The organism is Candidatus Omnitrophota bacterium, assembly GCA_040755155.1.
In the GTDB taxonomy this organism is placed as follows: Bacteria; Hinthialibacterota; Hinthialibacteria; order Hinthialibacterales; family Hinthialibacteraceae; genus JBFMBP01.
Genome location: JBFMBP010000150.1, coordinates 15,281 through 35,000, shown reverse-complemented (window position 1 = coordinate 35,000; position 19,720 = coordinate 15,281). Strand labels below are relative to the sequence as shown.

Sequence of the window (19,720 nt, the reverse complement as noted above, 5' to 3'; positions counted from 1 at the left end):
CCTGATGTGCGGGCGTAGCGCCTTTGCGATGAACGATGACTTGCTCTCCATTCCACATCTCTTTCCAGGCGAAATTGTGGTGGTTTTCGATATCGAGCAGAACCGGAACGCCCAGACTCGCTGCGATATGGCGATGGATCAAGGCGTGGTTGGCGGCGGCGTATTCGCCCATCAGTTCCATCGCCCGCCAGTATTCCATCCCCGCTTCGCCGTCAAGATCGAGCCAGGCGAGATGAACCAGTTCTTTGGGCAATTCGGGATGCAAGTCTCTGGCCAGGCGGCTGTAATGGCTGGCGATTTGGTTCCCTGCGCCCCGGCTGCCGCTGTGGCTTAGCAATGCGAGATAAGCGCCCGGCGGCAGCGCCAGCCCCTCCTTTTCGATTTCAAGCAAGCCGTATTCCACGAAATGGTTGCCGCTGCCGCTGGTTCCCAGCTGCGCCCAGGCCTTATCTTTTATCTCGCGGACGGTTTTGGAAATATTCCAATCGCGATCCATAACGTTATGCTGACGTTTCGACTTGAATTCGGCGCCGATGCCGAAACGGGTTTCTCTCTCCAATACCTCGATGAGACGCCGTTGCTCTTTCTCCAACGCTTGCGGCGGAAGATCGAGAACCGTCATCTTCATGCGGCATGCGATATCCACTCCCACGGCGTAAGGTATGACGGCGTTGCGCGCAGCCAAAACTCCGCCGATGGGCAATCCATAGCCAACATGCGCATCGGGCATTAATGCCCCGGCGAGAGAAATGGGCAGACGGCAGGCGCGCTCCATTTGTTCGATGGATTCCGGATCCAGGTTGTCGCCCCAACGCCGGTACAAAGCGGGCGTTTCCCGCTCTTCAAACGACTCTCGCGCAGAAGAGGATAAATTCGTTCTATCTCCGGATTTGTTATCTTTTTTCCGCTTCGATCTTGTCATAATTTCAAAAATACGCCTTTGTCATTTTATCTAATACCAAGTCTTATTAAGAATGTGTCTTAAAATTCCCTCGCCCTCTGGGAGAGGGTTAGGGTGAGGGAATGATAAATCTAATAATATCAACCCTCACCTAACCTCTCCCCATCTTGGGAGAGGAATTTAAAACCAACAATCTCAATGCAGGTTGGTTTAACCGCCCATATAGACAATTATAGTCGATAAGAAAAAGAGGACGGCCGCAATCGAAAAAAAGGCATGAAAAAAGGCGGCGGGTCGAAAAGCCCGCCGCCCGTTCATAATTGGCAAGAAAAACGATTAATACAGCGACCACTCACCAATACCCGTGCCGCCTTGGAAATCGTCGGAAAAGACCTTGGCGCCGGAAGCGTCGAAGATGACGATATTGTCCCACGCGCAAATCTGGCCGCGGCGGGTGCTGGCGGTAAGGCCCGCATACCCGTTGACTCGCGGCTGATCCTTATCGTAAGTCCAAGGAGCGAGAATCACGGAATCGGAGGGTTTCGCTACGTTCGTAATCGAACCGGAAACCTGATTGCCGTCCGATTGCAAGTCGAAGAGATACCAAGTATCTACTTTCCAAGCGAAGGTTATGGCCGGTCCCCAGGCTCTCATGTCGTTCAAGAACTGGACGCGATTCACGTTGTCATGGAACAGAAGATTAAGGCCGCGATCTTCGCCGGGCGTGGTTTCGCTCGGTTGACGGCCTGTGCCCGCTCCATGAGGCTGAATGTGAATGCCTAAGCCCGAACGGCTATGATCGTGAGCTTCCCAGGAGAGCATCTTGCAATAACCCATGATGCGTCCGCCTTTTTCCAGTTCCTGGTTGAACCAGGCATGCTTAGGATCGACGTTGCTGGTGGCGACGCCATATAAAACGCCGTTCTTGACGAGATACATGCCCGCTTCGCCGATGACCCAGCTATCGCTCAATCCGCTTGCGGCCGGCATGGGATCGCCCGGCGTTTGGAAATCGTCGGAGAATTTCACTTCGCCGTTGACGAGAACCTGGAAGTTATCGTACATGGCGATTAGGCCGCCCAGCGTACTGGCGGTGATTCCCACGAAGCCGCCGACGCGTTTGGCGGCGCCGTTGTAATTCTCCCACGCCGGAATATCGATGGTATTGGTTGGCTTGGCCTTCTCCGTGATTTTGCCGGAAACTTTGGTTCCTGACACCGTCATCTCGAAGGTATACCAGGTTTTCAGTTTCCAGGCGAATACCGTGGGGGGATCTTGCCAGGCTTCCATGTCGTTGAGGAACTGAACCCTATTGGCGTCTTGGTGAATCAAGAGGCAGACGCCGCGATCTTCCGTGGCCGATCCGCCGCCGACGCCGTCCGGCTGGATCATGGCCGCGATGCCCGCGCGGCTTAAGTCATGTCCCTCTTGCCAGGATTCCATGCTCACGTCGCAACGAACGGTATAGTCCGTCCCGAAGTCCTTGTTGATCCAGGCGTGCTTGGGATCCGTATTATCCAACGCGGCGGAGATCATCACCTTGTTGGTCGCGGATTCGTCGACGATCGCGTAAACGCCGTCGCCCGTTACCCAATCGGGGCCTAAATTCCAATGCGTATAAATTTCTGCTCCGAAAACCTGGCCATAGCCACCCGCCAATAATAACGAAACTAACGTTATACTCCAAAACGCTTTCTTCATCTCCATAAACCTCCTCCTAATAGTTATTCGATCATTTTCTATGGCGCTAAACCTCTCCATCGCCGGAATCATGCCGCCGAAACGACGTCTATTCGTTTCGGAATTATCTTTGTTCCCGCTTTGAATCGGGAACTTACGCCTCCTTTCCTTAATTATCCGCCTTATTGAAGCCAATTGTATTAGCAAATAAATATAAACCATCGATCCTTTTATTTATAGAGACGCCGAATGAATTGGCATTTTTTAATTTATTTTTTTAAGTATAATAAAACAAAAGCCTTATGTCTTGTTTGCCGGGAAATTCGAATATTTGGTTTAAAAATAAAGAAAAAAATCCATCTTGACGGAACAAAAGACGGAATTTTTATTGACTCTATAAAGTTTCGATCGTTATCCAACGAACGTATATATAATAAACTAAAATGCGTTCCATCAACACCGTCGATCAAGATGTATGATGGAAAGTTGGATAGGATTCCTGTACGAATGAGGACGATGATCCATGGATTGGGAAAACGCTTTTCCGGAAAATATTAGTGGATTGTTCTTGAGCGGCGATGCCCATATGATTTATCGTGCGATTCAATATTCGGGAGACCTCTGTCTGGAGGAGCTGCAAAAAACGGAAAAAATCGATGATTTCGATGAAGAAATGGGAGAGGATATCCGCCGACGCGTTAAAGTGTCGATGATGCAAGCCAGTCAATTGCGTTTTCATCTCAATACCGTATCGAATAAAATTCAACGGGCGCAAAAATTGGAGATTCTGCTACGCACTTGGATGGGAAAGGAAAATATTCATCCCGATCAATTTTTGGAAAAATGTCTTTCCGTACTAACCGATGAATGGTCGAATTGCTCGAAGTCGATACGAGAAGCCTTGAATAAGCTTCGTCCCGATATCAATTCCTCACTGGAATGCCGCATTCGGCTCATGAGCTGTTGGGATGTCCTATTGACCTGCCAACAGGAATTACTCGCGGAACAGATCGTCCACCAAAGCCATCGCCTTTCGGAAATCGCCATTCTCTTGCAAGACGCTGAAGCGATTCAAAAAATCCGGTATCTTTTAGAGTCGGTGGATATTAAGGTCCTGGATCCTTTCGTTCTCGGCGCCATGCCCCAAACGACCGAAGAACTGCGATCTTTATTGGAGAAGGAAATCCAATCGCTCGAAACCTCCTGCCGCCATCTCAAATTTCTGCGTCTGGAACATCTGCGTCTCAAAACGGCTCAAAACGAGCTCGGCGTCCAATACGAAACTCTCGCCTCTAATGAACTTCCGTCTGCGCCAGCGCCTCCCCGAAAAGATAAGAAAAAAAGCGAATCCAAACGCATGGTCTATCCCAATCGCAAAGGATAGAGCGCTTCGAAATTCATTCCTATATGAATCGATGACAGCCGCGCTTGGCGGGAAGCCAAAACCCTCCCTAAAATAAGAATAGCGAAATCTATTTGTCTCTCGCAGGAACCTTATATAAAATAGCGGGAAATGAGTAACTCAAGTTGCGCGCGATGAAAAGTTAATATGACGATCCAAAATTACTTTTGAATTACGAAGAAGCGAAAGGGAAAAGAAAAACGCGAAAAAAGAAATCCATACCTACACCCGCCGTTGAAACGGCAGGCTATTGTCGTTTGCCCCTTTAAAGGGGCATCTGGCAATAGCCCAGCCTTTCAAGGCTGGGAGAAGAAATTTCGCTGAATTCAATTCTTTTCGCGTTTTCGCGATTCGAAAGAGACGTAAACGTGAAGACCTCAACGCCTCTCTTGAACGATTTTTCCGATGGCGCGAGGGTACTAGCTGCATAACATGAGATTTTATTTTCTCCCGATTCTAAGCAAAGGAAAAAATCATGGCTTTATATCTGTCGGGCATCGTTTTTTTCGTCGTTTTACTTTCCTCCGGCGCCGCTTCCGCGACAGTGAAAACCCTGATTCTTCCCCCGGATTTCCGTTGCGCCACATGCGATTATCTCCGCGAACAGGAAAAGAGAATCCGCCTAGGCCAAAAGCCGATCGTCAATCCGCATATCGTCCCGGAAGATTTCTGGATAAGGGATAAAAGCGCTCAGCCCGCCGACGTCGCGGATTGGCCGGATCGCTATTACTACGTTGACAAGAATCGGACGGATTCCGACGGGGATGGATTGATGGAATGCCGCTATAAACTCGATTTCTCGCGCTTCGCTCAAGATGGATATTATTCCGCATCGCAGCAGAGCCAATTCGAGGACGAATTCCGCCATTGCGTCGCTTTGTACAATAACGCCTTGAAGCGCGTCGGGCTTGAATTCGTAGAGACAACCGGCGCCGATTATCATATCTTGATCCAAGCGACGGTCAGCAGCAATCTCGGCAGCGGAACGGGCGTCGCTACGCTATTCGGAGCATGGTATGGCGATAATCCCATTTGCCAATTCCGCAGCACTTATCCTGATTTTATGGCTCTCCGCTATTTGCTTGATAACGGCGCTCCCAAAGCCCTATATAAAAATCCTGCCGGAAGTCCATATGTTTACGTCTATTCCGTCGAAGATTTCCGCGACGCCAACGGCGATTACAAATATCCCGTAGATCGCACCATGCTTCACGAAGTGGGGCATTTATTGGGGCTGCATCATCCCTTTGAATCTTTATACGATTCTCGGCATGGAGCGGCGAGCGATTTTCTCGTCGATTGGTTGGCATGGCCTCAAGTGGGCAATCCGCCGCCCGCCGTTCCTTCCACAATGATCGGCGGCGAAGATTTCGCCCAAACCCGTTGGAGCCGGGGTTTTATCAATTCGTATATGACGTATGATTTTATTCCTTCCACTTCGCTTTTTCCCGATATTCCGCCGCCGATCAAAGCTTTCATCGCCCATTACTACGGCATATTCAATCCTTCCAGCGCCCAGGTTCTCTTGGATGATGCGCTGTCGGAACATAAGGCCTGGTCGCCTTTGGAAAATGGCGCCATATGCGAGATCGAACCTAACGGCCTCAACGATCCCGCCGCATCCATCCAGATCGGACAACCGGTTTTAGGCGCTCTTTCCGACTCCGATCCAGAGAATCAGGACGGCGTGGAATCATATTTGGATACGCAGGATTGGTATGCTTTCCAGGTCGCGTCCGCCGATGCGGGAAGGCGAATCGACGCCGCAATCTCTATTGGCTCTATGAATTTCGAAGGGTATCGATTTAACGATGGGGGAATTTCCTATAATGGAAATTGCATGATTGCCGTCTATCTTTCCGATCAATTCGTCGCGCAGAGCCAGGAGGCCGAATTTCCCAGCCTTTCCTTCACTCCGGCGCAAGCGGGCATCTATAAGATTGTTGTAAGAAATCCACCCGACTCGCAATATAAGACCAAAAAAGATTATATCTTGACCGTCGATTATGCCGATGGACTTCCATTCAATGCTCCTACGTTCACTCCAACATTCTCGCCGAATCCAACCGTTCCCCTGCAATCTCCTACGCCGGTTCCCATCTATTACGACTATGATTTGCAGGCTGTGGAATTGTTCTTAGTTATCGATGACGGAGGAGGTTCCTACGACGACGATATGGCGATCGATAATCCTGCTCCCGGCCAATCCATCCGCTTCCGTTCCAAAGTGAAGAACGTAGGCGGAATCGCCTTCTCTTCCTTTGGCTATGAAGTTTATGTAGATGGGAAATTGTACTCCAGCCGGACGGGAATCGCTGGTTTGGATCCAGGTTGGAGCCAGTCCTGGCGCACAAGCGCCTGGAATTCGAACGTGACGGGCTTCCATACCTTGGAATGGAAATTCACCTTGGACGGCGATGAAAATCCTTCGAACAATTCGCTGGTTTTAAATTTCCCCATTGGCAATATCGCCAATACGGCGACGCCAACTCCCTCTTTCACGCCAACGCCGTCCTATACGCCGACGATAACATTTACTTCTACTCCCGTTCCCTCGCCGACGCCAACGAAAACCTATACGGCGGCGCCAACGCCATCGCCTACTCTTACTCCGACGCGGACGCCTTTAGTTTCGACGCCGGTTTCATCGCCGACATCTGCTTCCGCCAAGAGCGTTCAAGTCTTTGACGGTCCCGACGACGCCATCGATCTGACGGGAAGCACGGATTACGATCCATCCGGCGAGGCGTCGTTGACGGTCGCCTGGAAGGCGGGGAGCGAATCCGCCACCAGCTGGGACATCTATGTACGCAAAGGTTTTGGCGGCCCGAAATTTCTGGCCAGAGTCAGCGGTGGAAGCGTAGACCGATTCGTCTGGACGAAAGGAACGGCGGGACTCGCGGATCCTTTCAAAAACGGGCCGGATTTTAACGCCGCATACGCTTTCCGCGTCATCCGGCTGGACGACAAACTGACGCCGGACGATTTCCTCGACCAGGCGGGATACGTGGGACTCAACCTGGACGGCGGATCGCCGGTTGTTCTCTCGCGTCCGGCCATGCCGAATCTTGGTCTGAAAGAGATCGCCGTTTACGACGATATCTTGGGCGGAAACAATCTTGCGCCAACGGGTAAAACCGGGGTTGACGCCGATCCTTCCGATTGGCGCGCCATTCAAATCGCCTGGAATTTCGGCGCCGATGCCGCTTCCGTTCAGGACTATCGCATCATGACGCGCGAAGCTGGCCAGGAGCAATTTGCTTTCATCGGCCAAACCAATAGCGGAAGCATCACCTATTTCTGGTGGACGCAGAATCAGGATTTCTCCGCCGCCGCCGCTTACGCCAACGGTCCGCAGCATGGAAAGACTTATCAATTCCGCGTCGTCAAATTCGCCTTCGATGGCTCGCGCGACAGCCTCGACAGCGGCTGGCTGAATTATTCCGTCTCTCAGGAATAGAATACGGCGAGCCTCTCGCCGAAAAAGGAGAATCAATCTATATGGGGAGCATCAGAAACATCGTCTTGAAAACGCCCGGCGTCCGCCGGGCCTGGCTTCTCGCATCCAGGGGCAAGAGATTTCTACGCCATCTCGCCGCTTTTTGGAAAAATCCCCAAGACGTTCCATTAGGCCATTACTATTCGCCCATCCCCTCCCGCGAGGAGTTGCGGATCAGACGGGAAGCGGTTTTTCCTTCCGGTCTCGAACCGCCTGATGAAGCCCTAAATCTTAACGAGGAAGGACAGATGGCGTTGCTGGAATCCTTCCGCGAGTATTACGCCTCCATGCCGCTTCCCGAGTTCCCTGCGGAAGGACGGCGCTATTATTTCGCCAATAGTTTCTATTCTTACTCGGACGGCGTTTTTTTGTATTGCATGTTGCGCTGGCTTCGCCCCAAGCGAATCGTCGAAATCGGCTCCGGTTTTTCTTCCGCCCTGATGCTGGACGTAAACGATCTCTGCCTGGAAGGGAAAACCCATTTGACGTTCATCGAACCGTATCCCGAAAGGCTGGAGTCGTTGCTGAAAGAATCCGACCGGCGCCATTCGGAAGTCAAGATCGTCGCCCGGCCGGTTCAAGACGTCGATCTCGGCGTCTTCGGCGCTCTGGAGGCGGGCGACATCCTGTTCGTGGATAGTTCGCATATTATGAAGGCGGGCAGCGATCTCCATCATATTCTTTTCCGCATCCTGCCGATGCTTCCTCCCGGCGTCTACTGCCATTTCCATGATATTTTTTACAATTTCCAATATCCGGTGGAGTGGTTTCGTTGGGGACGATCCTATAATGAAGCCTATGCGCTGCGGGCGTTTCTTTCCTATAACTCCCGCTTCGATATCGTTCTGTTCAATACGCACATGGAAAAGAAATGCCCGGAGTGGTTCGAACGCCACATGCCGTTATGCCTTAAAAACACAGGTGGAAGCCTATGGCTAAGAAAATCGTAGCGTAGGTCGAGCAAAGCAAGCTCCGCCAATGTCTCTGAAACGCCGAGGCGTCTTGGAAGAGAAAAGCGCGCAGCATTCAATCGGTCAAAATGTATAAATCGATGAGATGAGACATACTCGCCCGAAGAAAGAACAATGAATCTTGCCAATGTCTCTCTATCTTTTTATACGCATCGGCAAAGCGTGAGAAAATCGCTGCTTTTTATTACTTTTATTCTCTTTCATGTTTTTAAAATTTTCCATCTTTTCTTTTCGCCGGTTCTTGTTGTCCTGGCATGTTCGCAAGGCGTAATGGCGGGATGTTTTATTACCTTTGTCTTGTTGTTTCTTTCCTCCGTTCTATTGGGACGAGCTTTTTGCGGATGGATATGCCCAGGCGCTGGATTGCAGGAATTGTGCAGTTTAGCGATAACCAAAAAATCTCGTGGAGTTCGATGGTATAAGATCAAATATGCGATTTCTTCTCTATGGATCGGCGTGATGATTTACGTATTAATTCGCGCGCAAGGATTCCATCGAATCGATCTTCTGTGGGGAATGGACATTTCCACGCCGATGCAAAATTTCATGATGTTATTCGGCGTGGTTATGATCGTCGTCCCTACGGCCTGGCTCTTCGGCAAATGGGCGTTTTGCCATTATATATGCTGGCTGGCGCCTTTGATGATAGCGGGCAGGATAATTAGTGATTGGATGAAATGGCCTTCGCTTCGCCTTCAAGCCGAAAGGGATCGATGCGTGGATTGCCAGCTCTGCGACGATCGCTGTCCCATGAGCCTTGATGTATCGGCTATGGTCAAACAAGGATTCATGAGGAATTCCGAATGCATTCTATGCGGAAACTGCGCCAATGCTTGTCCCGCGCATGTTATTCGTTATTCGTTCTGGAAATCGAATTGAATGGATATTATATTTACAAGGCTTGTAGGACTATTTTGAAAAGAAAAAATGGAGAAACATCATGACGATAGAATCCCTCAGAAAACCAAAACTGCCCGCCATCGTTTTCTTGTTGAGCCTAGCGTTCGTTTTTTGCATTCTCGCCGGCTGCTCGTCCAACGAGGATCAAGCCGATATGAGCCCAAAAGATCCAAAGGCGATTGTTGAGGACGCTTTTCTCGCATCGCCCGCCGCGCCCTGGACCTGGGTGCGGGAAAATCCGGCTGCGCATAAGATCGACCAGGGTCTTCTCATTCTCCTGGAACCGGGCGGTCTCATGGGCGAAGGCAAAGACGCCAAAAACATCCTTGTGCGCCCGCTGCCGCCGCAAGCGAAATCGGTCTCCGTTTGCGTGGAAGCCAATCATGAAGCGCAGTACGAACAGGCGGGGTTGATCCTCTATCATGACGACGACAACTATATCAAACTAATGAAGGAATTCGTCGACGGCCAAACCTGGATTGTTCTCGTCGCCGAAGCGGCAGCCAATCCCCGCGTCGTCAACAAAATCCCCAGTCCGCCCAATCCAACCTGGGTTGGATTCAATTTCGCCGTTAAGGGCGCATCGGCGGTTTGTTGGGGAAGCGACGGCGCCGTGACTCAAGTCGGCGGCGCCGATTTCACGATGCAGCCCTCGCCGCGCATCGGCGTCTTTACGCAAAGCGGCCAGCCCAACGCCAACCGCTGGGCGCGCTTCGCCGATTTTAAAATTTCTTCGGAATTCTGCGCGCCGAGTCTCGATTGAGGAGCGGAAAGGAACATGTCGATGGAAGCGAAAACCTACCGCGATTTGGAAATCTGGAAAAAATCCATGGACCTGGCCATAGCGGCTTACCGGCTCGCCCATCTCCTGCCGCCGGAAGAGAAATACAATCTCGCGCTGCAGATCAAACGGACGGTCGTATCCATTCCTTCCCAAATCGCCAAAGGTTGGGCCAGCGCGCAGCGCGGCGAATTTCTCCAGCGCCTTTCTCTCGCCCAAGGAGCCTTGGCGGAACTGGAAACGCTCCTGGCCATAGCGGGCCGTCTCAATTTTACGGAGCGCGATGAGGCCGTCGAGATATGGGATCAAACGCAAGAAGTGAACAACTTGCTGTCCAAGTTTATTCGATCTCTTCGCGAAAAAGAAAAGAAAACGCCATCGTAATTTATTGCCGATTCATGATGAAATAAAATATTCCAATCGATGTTTGAAGGATTGCCGGATGAAAACGGATGAACAACTTAACATAAAACTCGAAATCAATCGCATATACTATATGGATTGCTTGGAAGGCATGGATAAGCTTGACGAAAACAGCATTGATCTTATCGTTACCGATCCACCCTTCGCCATCGACTTCAAGGCGCACCGCTCGAACTACAATCGCACGCAGTCCAGAGTTTTGACTGGCTATAATGAAGTCGCCGCTGGCGACTATCTCGATTTTACGCGCTCCTGGATGAAAAAGGCGCATCGCGTCTTGGCGGAAACGGGAAGCGCATTCGTCTTTTCCGGATGGAACAACCTGAAAGACATCCTCATCGCGGCGGACGAGTCGGGTTTTATTACTGTCAATCACATTATCTGGAAATATCAGTTTGGCGTGGTATGCAAACGCCGCTTCGTCACATCGCACTATCATTGTCTTTTTTTATGCAAAGACGATGCAAAAAGAAAGTTCTTCAACAGCGCCCGCTATCAAGCGCAAGAGCGCTCGGAAAACGGCGGCAGCCTTCGCTATCTCGATTTGGAAGACGTATGGCTCATCAAGCGCGAATACTGGCATGGCGACAAAAAAACGCCCACTAAATTGCCTGCGGAATTGATCGAAAAAATACTCGCTTATACAAGCGAAGAAGGGGATGCCGTATTGGATCCATTCCTGGGTTCCGGCCAGGTCGCCGTAGTAAGCAAATTATATAAGAGAAGATATATCGGCTTCGAAATCGTCGAGGAATATTATAAATTCGCCACTGAACGCTTGGAGCGGGATGTGTACCGCCTTGCTTGCGATGAAGATGCGCCTTTATTTGCGGATTTAGACTAGCGATTTTTAAATGTAATTATTGATGGATTTAACGGCGCGCCTCATCCTGTTATAGAATTCTTGCATACCAATTTGTTAATCGGCATAAGAGGAGACAAAGCCATGACAATGGAAGCGCGAACGATAAAGCGTAGAGAATTCGTTGGATCGTTGGCGGCGGGGGCGGCGGCTATGGCATTTCCCCATATCGTTACCGCCAGCGCCAAAAGTAGGCCGAACGTGCTTGTTATTATGTCGGACGAACACGATCCCGCCGTTTCCGGCTGCTACGGCGATCCCATCGCGCAAACGCCCAACCTCGACCGGCTGGCCCAGAGCGGCGTGGTTTTCGATAGTTGTTATACCAATTCTCCTCTTTGCGTTCCTTCCCGTCTTAGTTTCACATCGGGAAAATATAGCAGCCGCGTCGGCGCTTGGAATAACGACTGTTGGCTGCCTGCGGACGATTATCCTTCCTTGCCCCGAATCATGAACGCGGCGGGCTGCGAATCTTTCCTCGCGGGAAAAATGCACTACGATCCCACCCGCCGCTATGGCTTTACAGAATTGTATCCCGCCTCAACTAACCAAAGCCAAAAGACCGGCCGCGGCGGACGCCGCCAATCTGATGATGAGAGCGTCAATCATGAAAGTTGGAAAAATCGCTCTTCCGACTTCCGCGTCGGCGATTCGTCCAACGTTATAAATCATGATTTGTTAGTCACTCAAAACTGCGTGGAATTTCTCTCTCGGCGCCGGAAAGACGACAAGCCTTTTTTTCTGCTTGCCGGATATCTCTCGCCTCATTTTCCCCTTATCGTCCCCGAGAAATACGCTAGCCGTTACGCGGAAAAAATCGCTATGCCCGACATCCCCGCAGGCCATCTCGACAATCTGCCTCTGAATTACAAACATCTGCGCATGGGATTCGGCGTAGTCGACGCGACGCCGCAGCAGGTGAAGATGGGAAGAGAACTCTATTGGGGCTTCGTCAATTGGTTCGACGATCAATTGGGACAGCTGCTTACCGCCTTGGAGCATTCGGGGTTGGCGCAAAACACTCTCGTCGTCTATACCGCCGATCATGGCGAAAACAAAGGCGATCACGGCCTCTGGTGGAAAAACTGCATGTACCAAGCCGCCGCCCGCGTTCCTCTCGTTGTCCGTTGGCCGGAGCGCTGGCGGGGAGGCCAACGGCGCGCAGGCGTCTGTTCGCTCGTGGACGCCGTGCAGACCATCGCCGATATCGGCGGCGCGGAAGTTCCGGAAGATTGGAATGGAAATTCATTGGCGCCGTGGATGGACAATCCTCAGACGAAATGGAAGGATTGCGCCGTCAGCGAATACTACGCCCACAACATCGCTTCCGGCTTTACTATGCTGCGCCAGGGGAATTGCAAATACGTCTATCACTGCCGCATGGACGAGAACCGAGGTCCCGAACGCGAATTGTACGATCTCCAAGCGGATCCCAAGGAATTCCACAACCTCGCCGCCCAACCCGGCAGGCAAAAACAGATGGATGAGATGCATCGCTTATTGATAAAGGAAATCGGCCGCGATCCGGAAGAAACGGAACAAATCTGCCGCGCCGATTGCGCGCGCGGTTATGCCCGTTAAATTATTATGTGCGGGAATCGTCTTATGCTGTTCATCCGCATAAGATTTGCTTACATAGATTGCGGATTTCCTTCCGCATGAATATTGACGAATTGAAAAACATCGGAAAGGCGTTTCAACAACTATGCGAATCACGGCGTTCAACGGCAGTCCACGGGCGGAAAAAGGCAATACTCATGTTATGGTTTCCGAGTTTTTAGAAGGTTGCAAGGAAGCCGGGGCGGAAGCGGAAAACATTTTCCTGGTTCGCAAAGAGATCAAGCCATGCAACGGCTGCTATGCTTGTTGGATGGAGACGCCTGGCGAATGCGCCCATGACGACGATATGGAAGAGTTGCTGAATGAGCATTATTACGCCTCCGATATTGTCGTTTTCGCCACGCCCGTCTATGTCGATAACGTTACGGGAATCATGAAGATGTTTATCGATAGGCTGATTGCGACCGGCGATCCGCACATGGAAAAAGACGAGCATGGCGAATGCCGTCATATAAAAAAACATGAAAATCCCTCGAAAATCGCCGTCATCTCGAATTGCGGCTTCCCCGAACAGAGCCATTTCCAAGTTCTGAGGCTCTTGTTCGCGCGAATGGCCAGGAACTTGCAATGCGAACTCTCCGCCGAAATCTACCGGGGCGGCGGCGGTTTGCTCACAGCGCCGATTCCCGAATTGAAGCCTTTTGTGGAGAATTACAAAACGCTCTTGCGGCAAGCCGGACAAGAATTCGTGCGCCGTTCGAGGCTTTCGCCGCAAACCATCGCCAGCCTGGAAGCGCCGCTGCTTCCCATGCCGGATTTCGTCGATCAGTATATCGTCCGCGTCAATCAAAGAGTGGATGCGATATTGGCTCGGCAAGATTGAACGAATATTGGTAGGCTTGAAGCGGCTCCTTAACGATGCGAAGAATTGTTGAATGGAATAAGCCGTTGCGTAATGCCGACTGTCGTGAGAGAATGGGCAAACGGCGGAGATTATTGAATCCCCTGAATAGAAAAGGAGAATGGCGCGCGGCATGAATGGATATCGCAGCGGTAGGGGTTTTACCCTAATCGAGTTGCTCATCGTAGTCGCCATTATCGGAATCTTAGCGGCGATCGCCGTCCCCAATTTCTTAAACGCGCAAATCCGCGCCAAGATCGCCCGTACGAAATCCGATTTGCGCATGTTGGACAATCAGGTCGCCATTCGGCAAATGGATTCCGGTTTGTGGCTGATCGATGGCGATGACTCGGCTATGGAACCTAAAGATAAATGTACTTTACCCGGAGGGGCAAATTTCTGGGGTAAAACTCCAACAGAAGCGGGAGTAAAGGTCATTGGCCTTGCCGCCGTGCACTTTAACGGGCAAATCTGGGCTTTGTTAACGACGCCGATTTCCTATATCTCCAGCATTCCCCAAGACCCTTTCGCCAAGCGAATGTTTTACGGTTACTGCGATCGCGGCTGTTCCAACAGTCTTCAAGGCACTCACTACATAATGTTCGCCGCGGGTCCCGACGGGGATTACGGCGATTGGTTTACTAATCTCAAGGCCATTCCCTATCGAGCCTCTAACGGACTTAATTCCGATGGCGATGTCTGGCGTTCGAAGAAACTGCGGGAGCAACCCCAATCCGGAAACTGGGGGTATTTCGAAATTCAGCAGGATTATTGGGATTGAGTCGATTTTTAAATAACTCATGTTACGCAGCCAGTACTTTCATACCATCGAAAAATCGTTCGAAAAGACGTTGGGTTTTAAGGATTATTGCTCTTTTGAATCGCAAAAAGGCTTGAATTCCACGAAGTTTCTCATCCCAGCCTTGAAAGGCTGGGATGTTTTAAATGCCCCTTTAAAGGGGCAAGCGACAATAGCCGTTTCAACGGCGGGTGAACGAATGGATTCTCTTTTTTTCGTGTTTTTCTTTTTCATTTCGCGTTTTCGTGATTCAAACGACGATAAAAAGAGATTCCTTTAATTTCCCATCGCCCGTAACATGAGTTATATAATCCTATCGTTTGGAGGTAAAATGGATTTTTTGTATTTTTTCCTATTGTTCATCGATTTTTTATTTTAGAATAACATCGTTGTAACATTCGATTGGTATGTTTTTTCATCATCCCTATGGGATGAAAAACAATCCTTAAAGGAGGTTGCATGATGAAGCGAGATGTTTGGAAAAAAACTTTTGGATTACTCGTTGTGGGATTCGTCCTCTGCGGCGCCGTCTCGGCGCAAATCGAACCAACGTTCGAGATCGGCGATCCCATCGTTCTCTTCGAAGAGTCCAACACCAACGAAGCCGGCATAGCGATCAACACCAAAGAACCGGAAGTCCTATTCGTCACTATCGATACCGTTGCTATCGATATTGATCCCATCACCGGCGAACAAGCTGTGCAAGCTGTGGTGGGTTTCTATTACAATCCCATCACCCTGCAACGGATAGGCGATCCTTTCATCATCGTCGGGAATCCAAAGGGAAATTTGCAGAAACTTTCCGTTACGTACAATCCCGTCAATAATAAGTATTTTGTCGCCGTCGCAGCGGACGGGTATTCGACGAGCGGGAAGCGCGTTCCTCTCATGGCTATTGTTAATGCGCATAGCCAAGCGGCGGGCCAGCCTGTTTTCAAAGCCTGGTCTTGGGATGCGGAAACCGCAACCGATTATCAGGATACCGCTGTGGCCGCCAGTTCGAAAAACGGCAATTTATTGTACGTCTCGGAATACACTCCAGCGAGCGAAAGCGAAGGCGTCATCGGTTTGCTTTACGATAAAGAAGGCAACCTGCTCACTCAGGAAAACACTCGTCTCGATACGCTGGAGCCTACAAGAGACGAAGACGATCCCGACGCTTATTATTTGGAAAACAACGACGTTTTCCTCTTCATCACCAATATCGATCCTTCCACCTCGCTCAATCGGATCACGGCGACGATTATCCAAACTACGCCCGGCGCCGACGGCAAGTTGCAGCAAGGCAACCAGCAAATCGTATCGCAACTGCGCAAGAATTTTAACGCAGGACACCCCTCCGCCATCGAGAATCCTTTTACGGGCGAATTCATTGGCGTGTTGGATTATAATAACGGACCGGATGGCGGGGATATCTTCTATTTCAATATTGGTCCAGCGCCGGACTACGTATTCACCGAATCGCAGCCGCAGATTCCCTTTTTGGATTCCTCCGCGAGCAATCCGTTCAATCTTCGGCATCCGCGGCTGGCGGCCGATCTCAACAGCGGCGTCATTATTATCTCCCACAACGCGCGCGAAGGCAGTTTTCAGGGCATGGTCTTTACGCTATTGGGACCGGATGGGAAAATCCTTCCTGGACGCCCGGACGATCTTTATAAACTAATCGCTACCGATTCGCCGATTTCCAACAACGCCAACTGGCATGACGTGAAATGGGATTCCAACAGCGATTCCTTCTTAATCATTTTCGCCACGGAAGACGGCTTCACGCGGGTGGTCCGATTGAAAATCACTTCCAAACATCTACCGGAAGACGTTTCCGATTGGATGATTCAATAAAAATACCTGCAAATTTAGCGCGGAAAATGAGGGCGCAGCGAATTCGTTGCGTCCTTTTTCGTGTTTTTGACGGACAAGCGCGATGAGCTTTCCATCATCCTGGATAGACGGGAAATGACGGATGGTTTATAACATCGATTAATTGAAATCATGTTACGCAAGTCCTTCCTCTCGTTCTTTGCAAGAGGGCGAGGGATCCAATCCTCAACGGTTAGGCATCTATGCAAATTTGAAGCGCTCTGAGAATTAATGTTTGCAAACAAAGAAAGGAAAAGCCATGAAAGACGCAGTATCGTCAAATAATAGACATCCTCGGCGCGGTTGGCTCAAGTCGGCGGGACTTGCGCTAGCGAGTTTGCCTTTTTTGAATCGCCTGTCATTAGCCGCCAATGACGATGCCACAACGAAAGCCAAGAAAAATCTTCAATTGGGGATTATGTCCAATGTTTATGGAAGTCTGCCGCTGCAAGAAGCCGTCAAGCGCATCAAGGCGGACGGATTTTCTAACGTTGTCACGGACTACGCTTTTGCCGACGCGCGCTTCGATATGTCCAATCCCGATTGGGAAACGGCCAAGAAGATCATCGCCGCTTTCGAAAAGCAGGAGATCCAAATTGCTGGCGTATACGGTTATTACAATATCGTCTCGCCCAATCCCTCCGTCCGCAAGCAAGGTGAGCAACGCATGGAGTTCTTCTTCGCGAATTGGAAGCGTTTGGGCTGTCAAGTGATTTCGACGGAAACCGGAACGCTCAATGCGCAGTCCGAATGGCTGATCTCGCCGGAGAATAGTACGGAAGAAGCGTACGCCGACTGCCGCCGCGTCCTGGAACGGCTGGCGCGCGCCGCCGAGAAAACCGGCGCCGTACTTACGATCGAGCCTTATTGGCAAAACGTGATCGACTCGATCGATCGTGCGGATCGGCTTTTCCGCGACATCGATTCGCCTTCGCTCCAGCTTGTCATGGATCCTTGTAACTATTTCCGCAAGGAAGACCTGCCGAAGATGCAGCCGATGCTTGAAGAGATGTTTAAGCGTTTGGGAAGCCGCATCGCCATCGCTCATGCCAAAGACGTGAAAGCCTCCGCCGCAGGAACCGATCTTCCCGCCGCAGGACAAGGCGTTCTCGACTATCCGCTCTATCTTCGCCTTTTAGCTTCGTTGAATCGCAAAATTCCGCTCGTTGTCGAACATCTACCGCTGGAAGACATCGCCCGCAGCCGGGATTTCGTTCTTGGCCAAATGGAAAAGATTTGAGGATCGGCAACTCATTGAATGCAAGAAAAAGGAAACGGCCATGAAAAATGAAATCATTCCTAAAACGAATTCAAAAAAACAAAACGATTCGAGTCGCCAAGAATCAAGCCGTCTCGAACGTCCCTCGCGCCGCCGATTTATTGGAAACGGTATCGCTGCTGGCTCGCTCCTTGTCCTCCCCAGTCGCGTTTTAGGAGGTCAAGGAAATACGCCGCCCAGCGATAAATTGGGCATCGCTGGAATCGGCGTCGGCGGCATGGGCGCAGCGAACTTGCGCGCTCTCGAATCCGAAAACATCGTCGCCCTCTGCGATGTGGATCAAGAGTATGCGGCCAGAACGTATACAAAATACGAAAATGCGAAGCCATATACCGATTATCGCGAGATGCTGGACAAACAGAAAGATATCGACGCCGTCGTTATCGCCACGCCGGATCATACTCACGCCGTCATTTCGATGGCGGCGATGAAAGCCGGAAAACACGTCTATTGCCAGAAGCCATTGACGCACGACGTTTACGAAGCGCGCAAGCTGGCGCAGGCGGCGAAAGAATTGGGAGTGGCTACGCAGATGGGCAACCAAGGCCATTCGGGCGAAAGCATTCGCGCCATCTGCGAATGGATTTGGGATGGCGCCATTGGCGAAATCCGCGAAGTGGACGCCTGGTGCGATCTGACCTATTACCCGTGGGGACATGCGTCTTGGAGTTCGAAATGGGGAACGCGGCCCGAGGACGCTCCTCCCAAACCTGCTGCGCTGAAATGGGATTTATGGCTCGGCCCCGCGCTGGAACGGCCTTATCATCCAGCCTACCATCCCGCCGTATGGCGCTGTTGGTGGGAATACGGTTGCGGCATGATGGGAGACCGCGGCGCGCATACGTTGGATGTCGTCGTCTGGGCGCTCAAACTCGGCGCCCCATCCACCGTTGAAGCCACATCCTGCGGAATGAATCCGGACGTCCATCCCGTGTCGGCGATTGTAACCTACCGCTTTCCCGCCAGGGAGAATTTGCCGCCGGTGAAATTGACCTGGTACGAAGGCACGCGCTCGCCGCGTCCAGAAGACGTGGGCGACGATGTAAAATGGCCGCCGGAAGGTGGGATTCTCTTCAAAGGCAGCAAAGGCAAAATCCTCGCCGGCGTCTACGCCAATGATGCCCGCCTGCTGCCGGAAAGTTTAGATAAGGAATATAAGCGCCCCGCCCCCACGCTGCCGCGCGTCGGCGGCAGCCATGAAATGGATTGGGTAAATGCCTGTAAAACCGGCCAGCCCGCCGGATCGAATTTCGTCATATCCGGCCCGTTGACGGAAACCTGCCTGCTGGGCAACATCGCCAAGCGCGTGGACGGGCGCATTGTTTGGGACGCGGAAAATATGAAAGTAACGAATCGCCCCGACGCCGCCGCATACGTCCGAACCGAATATCGCAAGGGGTGGGAATTATAACCATTGCTTGTAGCTTGTAGGGTGGACTCAAAGCGAAGCGTAGCCCACCAAAGGAGACCCGTCGGGAGGCCAGGGCAAAGTTTATTTTGCCCTGGCCTTTTCCAAATCCCACATCATAGGTAAAGAATTTCACTCTGAATAAACAAATTCAATTTTTATTTGTATATCGGGATGTTAAATCATTCCACTTGCGCCGCAGCATTTTTTGTATTTCTTGCCGCTGCCGCAGGGACAATATTCGTTCCGTCCTACCTTTTCCGAGAGGATTGGTTTTGGAGGATGCATGGCTCTTTCCAAATCTGATATGTCTTCTGGTTTATCAGGTTCATAACCGATTATAAAATGCCATCCATTCTCCGTGCATTTATTCACAACGTAATTTCCTCGTTCTTTCGTTTGAACGCGGACGATGATGGGATTTTTCTCGCTTCCTAACTTGGCCATTGGTTTTATAGCGCTTTCTTTCAAGATTTACAGAATAAATGTCAATC

Annotated in this window: 17 protein-coding genes (1 of these 17 only partly in view); 13 read left to right on the top strand and 4 right to left on the bottom strand. The window is 50.9% G+C overall.

The features are described from left to right. Both AB1656_22970 and AB1656_22965 read right to left on the bottom strand, forming a co-directional pair. Window positions 1-922 carry the 5' portion of an RtcB family protein gene (locus AB1656_22970; protein MEW6238263.1) on the bottom strand. Its footprint begins 332 nt before the window's first position, so only the first 922 of its 1,254 coding nucleotides appear in the window; its start codon is at window positions 920-922; its stop codon lies off the left edge, out of view. Between the two features lie 315 nt (window positions 923-1,237). Continuing rightward, a complete protein-coding gene (locus AB1656_22965; GenBank protein MEW6238262.1) occupies window positions 1,238-2,602 on the bottom strand; it encodes a hypothetical protein in 1,365 nt (454 codons plus the stop codon). 502 nt (window positions 2,603-3,104) lie between these two features. On the opposite strand from AB1656_22965, the gene AB1656_22960 reads away from it, so the two are divergent. From AB1656_22960 to AB1656_22915, 10 genes are all read left to right on the top strand, one after another. Continuing rightward, window positions 3,105-3,965, top strand: a complete 861-nt coding sequence (locus AB1656_22960; protein MEW6238261.1) for a hypothetical protein — start codon at window positions 3,105-3,107, stop codon at window positions 3,963-3,965. Between the two features lie 493 nt (window positions 3,966-4,458). Further along, a complete protein-coding gene (locus tag AB1656_22955; GenBank protein MEW6238260.1) occupies window positions 4,459-7,443 on the top strand; it encodes a hypothetical protein in 2,985 nt (994 codons plus the stop codon). A gap of 41 nt (window positions 7,444-7,484) precedes the next feature. Continuing rightward, a complete protein-coding gene (locus AB1656_22950; GenBank protein ID MEW6238259.1) occupies window positions 7,485-8,432 on the top strand; it encodes a class I SAM-dependent methyltransferase in 948 nt (315 codons plus the stop codon). Window positions 8,433-8,567: 135 nt separating this feature from the next. Continuing rightward, the gene (locus AB1656_22945; protein MEW6238258.1) at window positions 8,568-9,332 is read left to right on the top strand and encodes a 4Fe-4S binding protein; all 765 of its coding nucleotides are present in this window, start codon (window positions 8,568-8,570) and stop codon (window positions 9,330-9,332) included. 61 nt (window positions 9,333-9,393) lie between these two features. Then, a complete protein-coding gene (locus AB1656_22940; protein ID MEW6238257.1) occupies window positions 9,394-10,116 on the top strand; it encodes a DUF1349 domain-containing protein in 723 nt (240 codons plus the stop codon). A 15-nt stretch (window positions 10,117-10,131) separates the two neighbouring features. Further along, window positions 10,132-10,518, top strand: a complete 387-nt coding sequence (locus AB1656_22935) for a four helix bundle protein (protein ID MEW6238256.1) — start codon at window positions 10,132-10,134, stop codon at window positions 10,516-10,518. A 58-nt stretch (window positions 10,519-10,576) separates the two neighbouring features. Beyond that, window positions 10,577-11,401 carry a site-specific DNA-methyltransferase gene (locus AB1656_22930; protein MEW6238255.1) on the top strand — a complete coding sequence of 275 codons (825 nt, stop codon included), beginning with the start codon at window positions 10,577-10,579 and terminating at the stop codon, window positions 11,399-11,401. Window positions 11,402-11,503: 102 nt separating this feature from the next. After that, entirely contained in the window at window positions 11,504-13,000 is a 1,497-nt protein-coding gene (locus AB1656_22925; GenBank protein ID MEW6238254.1) for a sulfatase-like hydrolase/transferase, read from the top strand. Between the two features lie 124 nt (window positions 13,001-13,124). Then, window positions 13,125-13,862, top strand: a complete 738-nt coding sequence (locus AB1656_22920) for a flavodoxin family protein (GenBank protein MEW6238253.1) — start codon at window positions 13,125-13,127, stop codon at window positions 13,860-13,862. A 151-nt stretch (window positions 13,863-14,013) separates the two neighbouring features. Next, window positions 14,014-14,661 (top strand): prepilin-type N-terminal cleavage/methylation domain-containing protein, encoded by a 648-nt coding sequence (locus tag AB1656_22915; GenBank protein ID MEW6238252.1) that lies wholly within the window; start codon window positions 14,014-14,016, stop codon window positions 14,659-14,661. 84 nt (window positions 14,662-14,745) lie between these two features. Here AB1656_22915 and AB1656_22910 read toward each other — a convergent pair whose 3' ends face one another. Then, on the bottom strand, window positions 14,746-14,913 hold the full coding sequence (locus AB1656_22910) for a hypothetical protein (protein MEW6238251.1): 168 nt from the start codon (window positions 14,911-14,913) through the stop codon (window positions 14,746-14,748). 225 nt (window positions 14,914-15,138) lie between these two features. On the opposite strand from AB1656_22910, the gene AB1656_22905 reads away from it, so the two are divergent. The 3 genes from AB1656_22905 to AB1656_22895 all read left to right on the top strand — a co-directional run bounded on the left by AB1656_22905 (window position 15,139) and on the right by AB1656_22895 (window position 19,229). After that, a complete protein-coding gene (locus AB1656_22905) occupies window positions 15,139-16,521 on the top strand; it encodes a hypothetical protein (protein MEW6238250.1) in 1,383 nt (460 codons plus the stop codon). A gap of 277 nt (window positions 16,522-16,798) precedes the next feature. Next, entirely contained in the window at window positions 16,799-17,779 is a 981-nt protein-coding gene (locus tag AB1656_22900) for a sugar phosphate isomerase/epimerase (protein ID MEW6238249.1), read from the top strand. Between the two features lie 40 nt (window positions 17,780-17,819). After that, complete coding sequence (locus tag AB1656_22895; protein ID MEW6238248.1) at window positions 17,820-19,229, top strand: Gfo/Idh/MocA family oxidoreductase; 1,410 nt, start codon at window positions 17,820-17,822, stop codon at window positions 19,227-19,229. Window positions 19,230-19,403: 174 nt separating this feature from the next. Here the strand turns inward: AB1656_22895 and AB1656_22890 are convergent, their stop codons facing one another. Further along, window positions 19,404-19,673, bottom strand: coding sequence for a PBPRA1643 family SWIM/SEC-C metal-binding motif protein (locus AB1656_22890; GenBank protein ID MEW6238247.1), 270 nt, complete (start codon window positions 19,671-19,673; stop codon window positions 19,404-19,406). Between the last annotated feature and the right edge of the window lie 47 nt (window positions 19,674-19,720).